10 protein-coding genes and 1 pseudogene are annotated in these 13,964 nt (G+C 72.9%); 6 read left to right on the top strand and 5 right to left on the bottom strand.

Annotated features, from left to right (window positions below; translation table 11 throughout):
* The first annotated feature begins 75 nt into the window (after positions 1-75).
* On the top strand, positions 76-510 hold the full coding sequence (locus IEZ17_RS32830; RefSeq protein ID WP_229852865.1) for an archease: 435 nt from the start codon (positions 76-78) through the stop codon (positions 508-510).
* Positions 511-1,266: 756 nt separating this feature from the next.
* Complete coding sequence (locus IEZ17_RS32825) at positions 1,267-2,157, top strand: universal stress protein (RefSeq protein ID WP_189306593.1); 891 nt, start codon at positions 1,267-1,269, stop codon at positions 2,155-2,157.
* A 759-nt stretch (positions 2,158-2,916) separates the two neighbouring features.
* Here IEZ17_RS32825 and IEZ17_RS32820 read toward each other — a convergent pair.
* Both IEZ17_RS32820 and IEZ17_RS32815 read right to left on the bottom strand, forming a co-directional pair.
* Complete coding sequence (locus IEZ17_RS32820) at positions 2,917-4,356, bottom strand: RtcB family protein (protein ID WP_308427736.1); 1,440 nt, start codon at positions 4,354-4,356, stop codon at positions 2,917-2,919.
* Between the two features lie 580 nt (positions 4,357-4,936).
* Positions 4,937-5,701 carry a type VII secretion system-associated protein gene (locus IEZ17_RS32815; RefSeq protein ID WP_189306591.1) on the bottom strand — a complete coding sequence of 255 codons (765 nt, stop codon included), beginning with the start codon at positions 5,699-5,701 and terminating at the stop codon, positions 4,937-4,939.
* Between the two features lie 241 nt (positions 5,702-5,942).
* Between IEZ17_RS32815 and IEZ17_RS32810 the strand changes: the two genes are divergently transcribed.
* The 3 genes and pseudogenes from IEZ17_RS32810 to IEZ17_RS32800 all read left to right on the top strand — a co-directional run bounded on the left by IEZ17_RS32810 (position 5,943) and on the right by IEZ17_RS32800 (position 8,974).
* Positions 5,943-6,569, top strand: coding sequence for a YigZ family protein (locus tag IEZ17_RS32810; protein ID WP_189306589.1), 627 nt, complete (start codon positions 5,943-5,945; stop codon positions 6,567-6,569).
* A gap of 157 nt (positions 6,570-6,726) precedes the next feature.
* Positions 6,727-8,190: an APC family permease gene (locus IEZ17_RS32805; protein ID WP_189306587.1), complete on the top strand. Its 1,464-nt coding sequence runs from the start codon at positions 6,727-6,729 to the stop codon at positions 8,188-8,190.
* A gap of 99 nt (positions 8,191-8,289) precedes the next feature.
* A pseudogene (locus tag IEZ17_RS32800) lies at positions 8,290-8,974 on the top strand (CBS domain-containing protein).
* Here IEZ17_RS32800 and IEZ17_RS32795 read toward each other — a convergent pair.
* The 3 genes from IEZ17_RS32795 to IEZ17_RS32785 all read right to left on the bottom strand — a co-directional run bounded on the left by IEZ17_RS32795 (position 8,922) and on the right by IEZ17_RS32785 (position 12,713).
* A complete protein-coding gene (locus IEZ17_RS32795; protein ID WP_189306584.1) occupies positions 8,922-9,326 on the bottom strand; it encodes an STAS domain-containing protein in 405 nt (134 codons plus the stop codon). The pseudogene IEZ17_RS32800 and the gene IEZ17_RS32795 sit on opposite strands and share 53 nt — an antisense overlap.
* Positions 9,327-9,546: 220 nt before the next feature.
* A complete protein-coding gene (locus IEZ17_RS32790) occupies positions 9,547-11,952 on the bottom strand; it encodes a glycoside hydrolase family 65 protein (protein WP_189306582.1) in 2,406 nt (801 codons plus the stop codon).
* Positions 11,952-12,713 carry an HAD family hydrolase gene (locus tag IEZ17_RS32785; protein ID WP_189306579.1) on the bottom strand — a complete coding sequence of 254 codons (762 nt, stop codon included), beginning with the start codon at positions 12,711-12,713 and terminating at the stop codon, positions 11,952-11,954. Before IEZ17_RS32785 ends, IEZ17_RS32790 begins: the two co-directional genes overlap by 1 nt.
* Positions 12,714-13,244: 531 nt before the next feature.
* Here IEZ17_RS32785 and IEZ17_RS32780 point away from each other — a divergent pair.
* Positions 13,245-13,949 carry a response regulator gene (locus IEZ17_RS32780; protein WP_189306577.1) on the top strand — a complete coding sequence of 235 codons (705 nt, stop codon included), beginning with the start codon at positions 13,245-13,247 and terminating at the stop codon, positions 13,947-13,949.
* The last annotated feature ends 15 nt before the right edge of the window (positions 13,950-13,964 follow it).

Genomic DNA, 13,964 nt, shown 5'->3' with positions numbered 1-13,964 from the left:
ACAGCCGATCGCCCCTCACGAACCGGGCGGATCATCCGGTCCGATGGGGGCCGTCACAGGAGGAGCGCGGGCATGATGCGGCCGGAGGACTCCGCGCGGCTCGGCGGGCACCGCAGCGTTCCGCACACCGCGGATCTGCGGGTCGAGGCATGGGGCCCGACTCGTGAGATGTGTCTGGCGCAGGCCGTGCGGGGTGTCTGCGAGTCGTTCCTGGACCTGGCGGGTGCGGTCGGTGTGCGTCAGCGGGACGTCGTAGTGCGGGGCGACACGAACCAGGATCTGTTGTTGGCCCTGTTGGAAGAGCTCGTTTACTGGCTTGACACCCACGACGAGGTTCCGGTCGAGGTGGAGGTGACCGCCGTCCGCGGTGGGCTGCGTGCCCTGCTGTGCATGGCGGACATCGGATCGCTCCCGGTGACGGGGGCCGTGCCGAAAGCGGCCACCCTCCATGAGCTGGCATTCGATCGCGGGCAGGATGGCTGGCGGTGCTCGGTCACGCTCGATGTGTGACCACTCGTTTCCACGCCCTTGACGGTCTTGAAAACTGTCGTGGCGGCGACGCCACCGTGGGCTCACATCCCACAGCGATCCTGAGATGGCTGGCCCCTGACCGGGGAACTCCCGGTCAGGGGCCTCTTCTCCGTTCTCGACAAGCCGTGCATCCATGGCTGACTTCGCGCACCTGCTGCTGGTGTGCGACCGATCGCTCCAGAGGCCTCGGTCGAATGTATCCGGACTGCGGGTGCTCGGTAACGCGGTGGCGTCAATGTCTCTTTCCGTGACAGGTCCTGCGGGAAAAGAAGGAGGCATTGTGCAAGGTGGCACGGGATTAAATGCCGGAGCAGGATGTGCACGTCGGCGGCCGATTTTTTGGCCATGTCTCCGAAGGGAAGTCTTCGACCGGCTAGGCGGCGAATCAAAAAATTCGCATCGATCTTTGTCCGGTTCCGGTTGGGGGGCGATATTCCGCCTGGAGCGAGTGCCCACTCTCCGGACCGTGCCGTGCGCTGCCTGACGCGGGCGCCGCGAAAGCGTCACGGTCCGAACGGTGCCTGCATCCAGTCGCCGGCATCCCGCAGTGCCTGGAACCGAGCTTGGGCACGAGCGGGCGCCGTCCGATCCGACGGGATACCGGCCCACTGGGCGGAGGGAACGCGGCGACGACCTGAGCGGGCACCGCGACCACACGCCGAGACGCCCCTTGCCGGCGGAGTCATGCTGGGGACAGGAGGGGCGAGGCATGGGGGGAGCAGCCAGGAGGTGGCGATGGCTCCAGCGGAAACGCGTCGGCCGATCGTGGTCGGTGTCGCCCCGGAATCCTCCCAGCGGACGGCTCTTGCCTGGGCAGCGGACGAGGCGGCCCGGCGTCGTGTTCCGTTGCGTCTGGTGCACGCCGAGGGGGTGCCCACCGGCGGCTACCGGAAGACGGCGGTGCGGCCGTCCTGGGAGGAGTGGAGCCAGGCGCTGCACGAGACCGGTGAGCGCGTGCTGAAAGAGGCGGTGGCTTTTGCCGAGGCCCGGCAACCGCAGGTGGAACTCTCCGCCGTGCTGGCGGAGGGGAGTCCGGCGTGGGTGCTGCGGGAGGAGGCTCACGACGCCGCCGCGGTGGTGCTGGGTTCCTCCCACCTGAGCCGGATCAAGGAGGTGTTCAGCGCGGTCGCCGTCACGCTGCCGGTGATGGCACACGCCCGCTGCCCGGTGGTCGTGGTGCCCGAGGCCGAGCATCTCACCGGGCAGCCGCTGTCTGTCGTCGTCGGGGTCGACGGGAGTCCGTACTCAGCGTCCGCCGTCGACTTCGCTTTCCAGGAAGCCGCCCTGCACGGCGCGGCCCTGCGGGCCCTGTACGTGCGGCAGTCGCACCGGTTCGGTTTGTTGGACGAACAGGCCATGGAGCAGGAATGCCGCCGCCTGCTGTCCGAGACCGTGGCCGGCCGTACCGCGTCGTATCCCGAGGTGGAGCTGCACCACGAGGTCGTCACCGGCCACCCTGTGGAAGAGCTCATCAAGGCGTCTGCCCGGGCGCTGGCCCTGGTCGTGGGAACCCGGGGTCACGGAGGCTTCACCGGCATGCTGCTCGGCTCCGTGAGTCAGGGTGTGGTCCACTTCGCACGCTGTCCCGTCATCGCCGTCCCACCTTCCCGGACGCCCGGTGCCTGAACGGAGGCACCGGCCCGCTGCGCGCTGATCGACGCAAGGGAAGGCAGGGCCGAGTCGTTCGACTTCGATCCGTCAGCCGTCGACTTCGCGGCGGGAGATGCTCTGGACCTGCGGGCGTACGACGACGGCGGATTCGACACCGTGCCCGGCTGGGCGCCCTACCACTGCCGGGGTGACGAACAGCAGTCGACCTACCTGGACGCTGCACCGCGTCAGCCGTGCCCATGCTCGGCTGAACAGGGGGTGCTCCGACGAAGATCTACCACGGCACATGCCCGCAGTCCCGGGGGTTTCGGAGGCCGATCTGCGCGCGACGCTCAGCTCAACCAACCGGTCGATCACCGAACTTCACAGCAGGACGGGCACGGGTGCCCGCCACGGCGACGACGAGGAGGGTCTCCTCGCCCGCACCGTGGACGGGGCACGCGGGGGTCACGGCCGTGGCGCGCCCCTCGTGTCATCGGCGTCGAAGCGGAGGTGGTTCGTGACGTCGGCGACACCATCGACGCCGTCGACGCTTTCGCAGAGACGGATCGCGATGGGGACGAGGCTCCCGCGTGGCACGATCCCGCCGAGCGCCCCCCGTCCGTCGGTGGCCTGGACCGTGACCGAGGGCGCACCACGGCCGTCGTCATGAGGTCTCCGACCCTCCGGTGCAGCGTGTGCCCGCGCCTTCCTCAAGCGCTGACGATGCACGTTCTCCCTTCACTGCGGGCACGCCCCGGGGCGTCCCCGGGGCGTGCCCACCGGCCCCTGGAGTCATCCTTTGACGACGCCGAGCGGGATCAGCCGGGCGACCAGCCGGGTCAGCCCGGCACCTACGGTGGCGGTGGCGACCGCATCGACGTCCTTGTAGGCGGCGGGAGCCTCCTCCGCGAGGCCGCGCCAGGACGAGGGCCGGACAACGATGCCGCGGGACTCGAGTGCGCTGTGCAACTCTTCTCCGCGGACTTCACGCAGCGCCCGATGGCGGCTCCACACGCGGCCCGCGCCGTGGCAGGCGGAGAAGAACGCATCGTTGCCGGACGTGCCGACCATGACATACGAGGCGGTGCCCATCGTGCCGGGGACGAGGACGGGCTGGCCGGCCTCGGCAAGATCCTCCGGCAGGTCGGGGTGACCGGGCGGGAGGGCGAGGGTGGCTCCCTTGCGGTGGACGCACAGCGGGCGGGGCACACCGTCCACCTCATGGGTCTCGATCTTGGCCATGTTGTGCGAGACGTCGTACACCAGGTCCACGCCCACACCGGCCGCGGTGGCGAACGCACGACGTGCGGCCTCGGTGAGCAGTTGCCTGTTGGCGCGGCCGTAGTTCGCGGCGGCGGCCATCGCCCCGAGGTAGTCGCGGCCGGGAGGGGAAACGACGGGTGCGCAGGCCAGCTGTCGGTCCGGGATGACGATGCCGTAGGCGCGCAGTGAGTGGTCCATGACCCGGACGTGATCGGTGCACACCTGGTGACCGAGGCCGCGGGAGCCACAGTGGATCATCACGCAGACCTGGCCGTCCCGCAGGCCGAAGGCGGTCGCTGTCCTTTCGTCGTACACCCGGTCCACCGCCTGGACTTCCAGAAAGTGGTTGCCCGAGCCGAGGCTGCCCACCTGGTGCAGCCCACGCTCCACAGCACGCTGCCCGACCTGCTCCGGGTCGGCGGTTGTCAGAGCCCCGCAGTCCTCGCAGCGGCCCAGATCTTGCGGTACGCCGTGGCCGCGTTCGACCGCGTACCGGGCGCCGCCGGTGAGCAGCTTCTCCATCTGTGCGCGTCCGGACAATTTCCACAGTCCGCCGCGTCCCGCGCCGCGCGGGGTGGTGTCCCCAAGGATGTCCATCAGCCTCTTCAAGCGAGGGGCCAGCTCGGCCTGCTGTATGCCGGCGGCCAAGAGCCGGACACCGCAGGAGATGTCGAAGCCGACGCCGCCCGGCGAGACGACCCCGCCCGCGTCGACGTCCGTGGCGGCGACCCCGCCGATGGGGAAGCCGTACCCCCAGTGCACGTCGGGCATGGCGAAGGAGGCGCGGACGATGCCGGGCAGCGTGGCCACGTTCACCACCTGCTCCAGGGCTCTGTCACCGGACGCCTGCGGCAGCAGCTCACGGCTGGCGAAGACGACACCGGGCACGCGCATGGCACCCTGCCGGTCGATGCGGAACCGGAACGGGCTCTCCTCCGTGACGGTGACGTCCATGTCCGTCGTTCCCACTGAGTCCTCCTGACCCACCTGGTCAGGGCGCCGGCGGGAGAAGCAAGCTGTTCACGTGGCCTCGCAGTGGTACGTGATCGGGATGATGCCGGGAACCCGTCCGCCGTGGTGGGCGGTGCGCCGGCCCCGATGCCGCTGGACAGCGGTCCTGCGCCTCCAGGGTGTCGGACCTGGCCCTTTCCTCCCACCGGCCGACGGAGCCCGGGTCCCGAACGCTCAAGCCATCTGCTGCCTCTCCTCACACAAGAGCCGACGACGGGGGGTTTCCTTCCACTGTGACTCCGCTCGGCGCACGCCGCACGGGCGGATGGGCCCACCCGTTCCGCGTCCCGGCGGCGCAGCTCCGGTGGTGTCGGCCGCTCCGACAGACAGCGCGGGAGCCGGGGGACAACCACGAAACGTCGGTGCGATCTTGCCGTCGCGCGTGCGGCAGGCGCTTCCGGCAGGCACTTCCGCCGGGCGGGGACGGAACGGGCGGGGCAGGGCGGCAGCAAGACGCCCCGCCCGAAGGGGAAGACGGGCGGGGCGGGTTCGGATGCGGGAGGCCGGGGGCGTGCGCCGGCCTCCCGCTGCCGGGTGGTCAGGCGCCGACGACGGTGCTGCCCGCAGAGCGGGCGGGTTTGCCGATCGCCCGGCCGCCGTTCACCGGCTCGGCGGTCCCCGCGCCGGTCCCCGGGCGCAGGGCCGTGGTGGCGGCCGACTCCCGGGCCCCGTCCGCGGTCTCCGCGGTGCGGGCGGCCCCGGCCTCGGCCAGTGCGGTGCGCAGCTGCTCGGTCTCCACGAGCATGCTCACCGGGCCGGTCGGGTTGAGGTAGAGCGCGTGGCCCGGCGGCAGCTGCTCGACGAGTTCGGCGACCGGCCGGCGGTCGTAGAGGAGCCGGCCCACGGATTCGAGATAGGCCGCGGAGGTGTAGACGGGGATCACCGGAGTGCCCTCGGGGGAGGCGGCGGCGAGGGGGGTGCCGGTGGAGGTGACCAGTACGGACACCTCGGCACGCGCCAGCTCGTCGGAGACGTCCTGGGCCGGGCCGTAGCCGGTGGCGGCCAGCTGTAGCGCGCGGTCCACGGGGTCGGTGGGGTCGGACCAGTCCAGCATCTGCGGTGACGGGCGGTACTCCGGGTTGTTCCGCCACTCCTCGATCTCGCCGGTCGGCCCCGAGCGCCACTGCCCGACCAGCGCCCACAGCGGCGGCGCCCCGTCGCCCGACCAGGTCAGGTCCACCATGGCCAGCCAGTGGTCGGGCGCGTTGCGGGCCGCCTCGATGACCTCTGGTGGCGGTTCGGGCATCTCGTCGCCCGTCACGGGTACGCCGGCCGCCATCGCCGACTGTGTGCTGTTTTCCATGAAGCCCTCCGCCAAGCCGCCGATCCGTTCCTGCGGTACGAGCGGGCCCCAAACACGAGCCCGTTGCCTTGGGTCACAGTGCCCACGGGCGGCGCGGACGTCTGCCCGACGCACCGTGCGGACGGCCCGGGTACGCCGCGTGGCCGTGCGCACTGCCCCCGTACGGCGGACACCGCAGCGCGGCGCGGGGACCGGGACCGGCCGGTGTCCGCCGGCCGGCGGGCCCGCTTAGGCTGGTCGGATGCAGGAGCAGTACCGGACTCTCGCGCGCGAGGGCGTCCATGAGATCGAGATCAACAAGTCCCGCTTCATCTGCGCGCTCGCGCCGGTCGCGACGGAGGCCGAGGCGCAGGACTTCATCGCGCGCATCCGCAAGGAGCACCCGACGGCCCGGCACCACTGCTTCGCGTACGTCCTCGGTGCGGACGGCGGCATCCAGAAGGCGAGCGACGACGGCGAACCGGGCGGCACGGCCGGGGTGCCGATGCTCCAGATGCTGGTGCGGCGCGAGATGCGCTATGTGGTCGCCGTGGTCACGCGGTATTTCGGCGGGGTCAAGCTGGGCGCCGGCGGGCTGATCCGCGCCTACGGGGGCGTGGTCGGCGAGGCGCTGGACACGCTCGGGACGGTCGTCCGGCAGCGGTTCCGGCTGGTGACGGTGACCGTCGACCACCAGCGCGCCGGGCGGGTGGAGAACGACCTGCGGACGACCGGCCGGGCGGTGCGCGAGGTGACGTACGGGGCCGAGGTCCGTATCGAGGTCGGCGTGCCGGAGGCGGAGGTGGCGGGGTTCGGGGCCTGGCTGGCGGACACCACGGCCGGGGCGGCGCGGCTGGAGCTCGGCGGGGAGGCGTACGGGGAGGCGTGACCGGCCGGCCCGGCGGAGGGCGGTGACCGGGCGCGGGCGGCCGACGGGGCCGGTGCGGTACGCACCGGTGCGCGGCGGCGTCCGGCGTGTCAGCCTGGGGCGCGGCGGAACGGGCCGCGGACCGGCGTGCGCGCCGGCACGGGAAGGGGCTTCACGCATGCCTGAACTCCTCGACGACCGGGTGGGATTCGTCCGCCGGATCGGGCTTTTCCAGGCCACGGCCATCAACATGAGCCAGATGTGCGGCATCGGGCCGTTCGTGACGATCCCCTTGATGGTGACCGCGTTCGGCGGGCCGCAGGCCGTCATCGGGTTTCTCGCGGGCGCGGTGCTGGCGCTGGCGGACGGGCTGATCTGGGCGGAGTTGGGTGCGTCGCTGCCGGGGGCGGGCGGGAGTTACGTCTATCTGCGGGAGGCGTTCCAGTACCGGACCGGGAAGCTGATGCCGTTTCTGTTCGTGTGGACGGCCATGCTGTTCATCCCGCTCGGGATGTCCACGGGCGTCATCGGCTTCGTGCAGTACCTGGGGTACCTGTGGCCGGGCATGAGCCAGGGGCAGGGGGATGCCGTCGGGTTGGTGGTCACGGTGGGGATCGTGGTGCTGCTGTGGCGCCGGGTGGAGCGGATCGCCCGGCTCACCGTCGTGCTGTGGGCGGTGATGATCGCCTCCGTAGCCCTCGTCATCGTGGCCGCGTTCACCCACTTCAGCCCGGCGCTGGCGTTCACCTATCCCGCACACGCCGTCGAGTTGACGGCCGGTCACTTCTGGATCGGGTTCGCCGGCGGGCTCACCATCGGCATCTACGACTACCTCGGCTACAACACCGCCGCCTACATGGGCGCCGAGATCCGGCAGCCCGGCCGCACCCTGCCGCGCGCCATCATCTCCTCGATCCTCGGCATCATGGCGATCTACCTGCTGTTGCAGATCGGCACCCTCGGGGTCGTCAACTGGCGGGAGATGCTGGACCCGCAGAGCACCGCGGGCTCGTCCGTCGCCGCCGCCGTACTGGAGAAGACCTGGGGGCCGGCCGCAGCCGACGCCGTCACCGCGCTCATCCTCGTCACCGCCGTCACCTCCGTCCTCACCGGGCTGCTGGGCGGTTCGCGGGTCCCCTACGACGCCGCCCGCGACCGTGTGTTCTTCCGGGTGTACGGGGCGCTGCACCCGCGCCACCGCTTCCCCGTCCTGGGGCTGCTGACGATGGGCGTCGTCATGGCCGCCGGATTCCTCCTCGGCCGGCACACCGATCTGGCGACGATCATCCAGCTGCTCACCACGGTGATGGTGATCGTCCAGTCGCTGGCGCAGGTCGCCGCGGTCACCGTGCTGCGCCGCCGCCAGCCGGCGCTGCGCCGCCCGTACCGGATGTGGCTCTACCCGCTGCCGAGCGTCGTGGCGCTGGTCGGCTGGCTGGTGATCTACGGCTGTGCGGACCGCAGCCCTCCGGGCCGGCACCCCATCGAATGGTCGCTGGCCTGGGTCGCGGCGGGCGGGCTGGCGTTCCTGGTGTGGGCCCGTGGCGAGCGGGAGTGGCCGTTCGGGCCGAAGCGCATCGACGAAAGGTATCTCCACGGGGCGGACCCGGACGAGGAAGCGGTGCCCGTGGCGGAGGGGTGAGCCGGGCCGCCCGCGGAGGGGGCCGGACGGTCCCTGCCCCCCGGAGGAGCGGGAGTTCACGCTGGGGGTGCCATCGGCGGGTCCGTATGAGGAGGCGTCATGCGGCACAGCCCGCACCTCGTCGGTGATGTCATGACCCGGACCGTGGTCGCGGTCGGCCAGGAGGCGACGTTCAAGGAGATCGTCGAGACCATGGCGCGGTGGAAGGTCGGCGCGGTGCGCGTACTGGCCAGGGAGGGGCGGGTGACCGGGGTGGTCTCGGAGGCCGATCTGCTGCCCAAGGAGGAGGTCCGGCAGGCGGATCCGGACCGGCCGGAGCAGTTGCGGCGGCCGGAGGACCTGCGCAAGGCCGGGGAGCTGACCGCCGGGGAGCTGATGAGCGCGCCCGCTGTCACGGTGCCTGCCGATGCCACGCTCGCCCAGGCGGCGCGCGCGATGGCCCGCCGGTCCGTCGAACGGCTGCCGGTCGTGGACGCCGAGGGGATGCTCCAGGGGATCGTCAGCCGGGCCGATCTGCTGAAGGTGTTCCTCCGGTCCGACGACGAACTCGCCGCAGAAATCCGGCGGGACATCGTCGGGCATCTCCTCGCGGTGTCCCACGGCGATCTGCGGGTGACCGTCTCCGACGGGGTGGTGACGCTCAGCGGGGCGGGTGCGGGACACCTCGCTGATCCCGGTGGCGGCGCGGCTGGTGCGCGCGGTGGAGGGCGTGGTGGACGTGACGTTCGACGTCACCGGGCCGACGCCGGTGCAGACGGCCCCGGCGGCGATGCGGGACCGGTGAGCGGGGAACCGCCCCGGGGACCGTACGGCGCGCCGCCGCCCCGTATTGGACCGTCGTCCGGGACCGTGTCGAGGACGTCGAAGCTGGCACCCAGGCCGACGGTGCGCAGGATCCACAGCTGATGCGGGTCGGTGATCACCAGCGAGAGCCGGCCGCCGCGCTCCAGGACGCGGCGACGGGCACGGCACAGCACGCCGACGCCGCAGCAGTCCAGGAAGTCCAGTCGGGCCAGGTCGAGCACCAGGTCGGGGCGCGGCCCGGAGGTCAGTGCGTCGAGGCGCGCGACGGTGCCGGGGGCGCTGACGTAGTCGAGCGCACCACGCAGCCGTACGACGCGGGCGGTCCCGGGCATGCCGGTGCCGCGCCTCTGTGGGGCGTTCGCCGGCTCCCGCCGCATGGTCCTCACCTGCCCGCGCGATCACGGCCGGACGGCCGCTGAGATCAGCAAAGGGCCGGTGCGGACGGCGGGGGGAGTGCCGGACGGGCCATACCGGACAGGGCCCTTCGGCCCCATCGGCTGCCGCCCGCGGCACCCGGAGCGGCCCACCGCCACCGGTCCCGTCCGCCGACCGTCAGCCGCCGGGCAGTCCGAGCCGCCGGACCGTTCCCGGTGCGACCGTGAACGGCTGGCCGCGGAGCCGGACCTGCACCGCGGCGTGCTCCGAGTCCGGGACGGCGATGGTGACGCGGTCGGCGCGGATCCGCAGGTCGATGTCGCGGTGGCGGCGGTAGCGGATGCGGACCCCGAACTTGGAGAGCTGGGGGAGCGGCGCGGGGTCCAGCCACAGGGCGCGGTCGCGGGTCTCCAGACCGGTCAACCCGCGCTGGACGAAATCCAGCGTGCCGGCCATCGCGCCCAGGTGGATGCCCTCCGCGGTGGTGCCGCCCTGGACGTCCGCGACATCGCCGGTCAGCGCCTCCTCGCAGTACGTCCAGGCGTCCGCGCGGCGCACCCGGGCCAGCACCCAGGCGTGGACCAGGGCGCTCAGCGTCGAGCCGTGGCTGGTGCGGTGGAGGTAGTGGTCGACGGTGGCGCGCCAGATGTCGTCGTCGAGCCGGTAGCCGAGCTGCCCGAAGACGCCGGAGAGCTCCGCCGGGGAGAAGAGGTAGCCCAGCATCAGCACGTCGGCCTGTTTGGACGCCTGGTAGCGGTTGACGGTGTCCCCCTCCGCCTCCAGGATCCGATCCAGCCGCCGGATGTCGCCGTAGCGCTCGCGGTAGCCGGCCCAGTCGAGTTCGGCCAGCTGCCCGTAGCCGGCGAACTGGCTGATGAGGCCGTGGTGGTACGGCACGTGGAGCCGGTGCGCGATGTCGTCCCAGCGCTGCCGCTCGTCGGGGGCGAGCGCCAGCCGTTCGAAGAGCTGCTGCCGACGGGCCTCGGGCAGGGTGCGGCACAGGTCGAGCGCCCGGCTCAGCACCCAGGCCGCGGTGACGTTGGTGTACGCGTTGTCGTCCAGGCCCGGCCGGTCGGCGCCCGGATAGCCGTCGTGGTACTCGTCGGGGCCGACCACGCCGCGGATGCGGTAGCGGCCCAGCGCCGGGTCCCAGTCCGACTTCGCCGCCCAGAAGCGGGCGATCTCCAGCAGCATCTCCGCGCCCTTGGTGTGCAGGAACTTGGTGTCCCCGCTGGCCTGCCAGTACTGCCACACGTTGTAGGCGACCGCCGAGCCGACATGGTGCTGGAGCCGGGAGTGGTCCGGCAGCCAGCGGCCCGAGCGCGGGTTGAGGTGCAGCCGCTGGGTCTCCTCGCGGCCGTCGCTGCCGCTCTGCCACGGATACATCGCCCCCGCCAGCCCCGCCTCGCGGGCCGCCTCGCGGGCGGCGGGCAGCCGCCGGTGGCGGTAGTTGAGCAGCGACCGGGAGACCTCCGGGAAGTGCAGGTTCAGGAACGGCAGCACGAACAGCTCGTCCCAGAAGACGTGCCCGCGGTACGCCTCGCCGTGCAGACCGCGGGCGGGCACCCCGGCGTCCAGCCGGGCGGTGTGCGGGGAGAGGGCCTGGAGGACGTGGAAGACGTGCAGCCGCAGGATCCGGCCCGCCTCCTCGGGGACGTCCAGGCGCGCCTGCTGCCAGAGCCGGTCCCAGCCGCGATGGTGCGAGGCCAGCAGCCGGGGAACGGCCGGGGCGTCCCGTACGGTGCCGAGGGCGGCGGCGAGCGGATCGGTGACACCCCGGTCGCGGGAGGTGTACAGGGCCACCGTCTTGTCGACGGTCGCGGTGGCGCCGGGGCGGAGCGGGACCGTCAGGGTGCGGGAGGCGCGCCGTGGTGTGAGGCGGGCGTGGCCGGCGCGGGGGCGCGGTGCGGTCCGGGTGCGGGCCGCCAGCGCGATCCGGATGCCGGAGGTGCGGGTGCGGCAGTGCAGCCAGAACGTGCCGTCGTCCTCGATGCCGGTGTACCAGCCGGTCAGATGGGTGTCGGCCAGCTCGCGGTAGCGGTCCACGCCGGAGTTGCGGACATCGCCGTCGAGTCCGGCCACCACCTCCACGGCGCCGGACCAGCCCTCGGCGGTGAACGTCAGGCGCTGCGCGGCGAGTTGGGGCTCGGCCATGTGCACCAGGCGGCGCTCGGTCACGGTCAGCCGCCGCCCGGCGCCGTCCTCGTAGACCGACCGGAGCGTCAGGGTGCCGCGGCGCAGGTCGAGCGTCCGGCGGTGGCCGGTCAGCTGGGGGTGGTCGGGGGAGAGCCAGGGGCCGGGGTCCGGGGTGTCCGCCGGGAGGATGCGGTAGCGCAGCGGCAGCCAGTTGGGGAGGTTGACCAGGTCCTCGTTCTCGACCGTGCGTCCGGCGACGGTGGAGGTGAGGCGGTTGTAGCAGCCGGCCGCGTAGGTGCCCGGGTAGTGCGCGGGGCCGGCGGGGGTCTCCGAGGCGGCGCCGCGGGTGGCGAAACGGCCGTTGCCGAGGGTGCACAGGGCTTCACGCAGCCGCTCGGCCCCGGGGTCGTACCCCTCGTACGACCAGGTCCAGGCGTCCGCTCCCATCAGCCGGTCCCGGGCAGCAGCAGCTCGCCGGCGTCGCTGACGACGACATCGGCGCCGCGCCGCCGCAGCTGACCCGCGCGGTACGGGCCGCCCGTCCGGTCGACGCCTACGACGAGGCCGAAGCCGCCGCGCCGGCCCGCCTCGACACCGGCCGGCGCGTCCTCGATCACGGCGGTGTCCTCGGCGGGTACGGCCAGGCGGCGGGCGGCCTCCAGGAAGAGCGCCGGGTCCGGTTTGCCCGGCAGCCCCAGCCGCGCGGCTTCGTTGCCGTCGACGACGGCCGCGAACCGGTCGAGCAGTCGCGCGCGGGAGAGCAGGTCGCCGGCGTGGCGGGACGCGGAGACGGCGGCACACGGCACCCGCTCGCGGCGCAGGGCCTCCAGGAGCCGTACGGTGCCGGGCCAGGCGGTGACGCCCTGTGCCTCCAGCAGCGCGGTGAACAGGGCGTCCTTGCGGGCCGCGACCGCCCGGACGGTTCCGGTGCCGGGCGGGTCGCCGGGGGAGCCGAGCGGCAGCTCCAGGCCCCGGGAGGCGAGGAAGGCGGCGGCGCCGTCCTCGCGGGATCTGCCGTCGACGTACCGGAGGTATTCGCCCACCGGATCGAACGGGCGCTGCCCGCCCACGGCCGTCAGGCACGCGTCGAACGCCTCCTGCCAGGCCGCGGCGTGCAGCCCGGCGGAGTCGGTGATCACTCCGTCGGTGTCGAAGAGCACGGCCCCCAGCGAGCGCAGACACGCGGCCAGGGGCGACGCGGCGGCCATGACCCGATCCCTTCAAGGAAGACACGGAAAGACACGAGAGGCACGAAAGACATGGACGAACGTGGACGGATACGGACGGGCATGGATGGACGGGACGGTGGTCTCTCCATGGCACCACGACACCTGCCGTCACGGCATCCGGCGCCGGATGCGGGGTGCGCCCCTCGCGACGACGGGCGCCCGAGGCTGCCGCCCGCCGCCGCCCACTCCCGTTCCCACCGGTCCAGGAACCGGTGGCCGAGGAGGGCGGTACCGCACCGCTCCGCGCCGGCCGGCAGCAGGGCGGTGCCGCAGCGGGTTGGGCCGCCGGGGCGGGAGGACTGCCGGGAGACGCCTCGCGGGCTCCTTCCCGCGCGCGGGCCTACGGTCCGACCTCGCACACCACGGCGGCGGCGGAGAGGGGCCGAACGGCCCTGACGACCGGCGGGCCGGCTTCCGCGGGACGGGTGCCCGTTCGGCCCTGGCGAGACCGCGGAGGCGGGCCCACGATGAAGGAGCGGGGCGGGGCCCGTACGGCAGCGTGGAGGAATGATGAGCGAGGCGGGTGTCTTCTCGCCGCAGCGGCCGATCCGGGTGTTCCTGGTCGATGACCACGAAGTGGTGCGGCGCGGTGTGCAGGACCTGCTCGACGCGGAGCCCGACATCGAGGTGATCGGCGACGCGGGCACCGCGGGGCACGCGCTGGCCCGCGGCCCGGCGCTGCGGCCCGATGTCGCGGTGCTCGACGTACGGCTGCCGGACGGCGACGGGATCAGCGTCTGCCGGGAGCTGCGGGCCCGGCTGCCGGACCTGGCGTGTCTGATGCTCACCTCGTTCGACGACGATGACGCGCTGCTCGACGCGATCATGGCGGGCGCGGCCGGCTATGTGCTCAAGGAGATCAAGGGGGCGGACCTGGTCGCCGCGGTGCGCACCGTCGCATCCGGCCGCTCGATGCTCGACCCGGCGACCACGGCGCGGCTGATGCACAGCCTGCGGGGCGAGGGCGCCGGCGCCGGGCCCGAGGCGGATGCGCTGGCCGGGCTGTCGCCGCGGGAGCGGGAGATACTCGCCCTGGTCGGCGAAGGGTTGACGAACCATCAGATCGGGCAACGGCTCTACCTCTCCGAGAAGACCGTCAAGAACCACATCTCGCGGCTGCTCGCCAAGCTCGGTGTCGCACGCCGGATCCAGGCCGCGGTGCTGGCCACCCGCGCGACCCCGCCCGCCGCCACCGACGCCCGGCCGCGCCTCTGACACCGGCCGGCGCCC

This window comes from Streptomyces albospinus (genome assembly GCF_014648695.1).
Classification (GTDB): Bacteria; Actinomycetota; Actinomycetes; order Streptomycetales; family Streptomycetaceae; genus Streptomyces; species Streptomyces albospinus.
The sequence above is the reverse complement of the archived record's forward strand: the minus strand, read 5'-3'. Positions and strand labels throughout refer to the sequence as shown.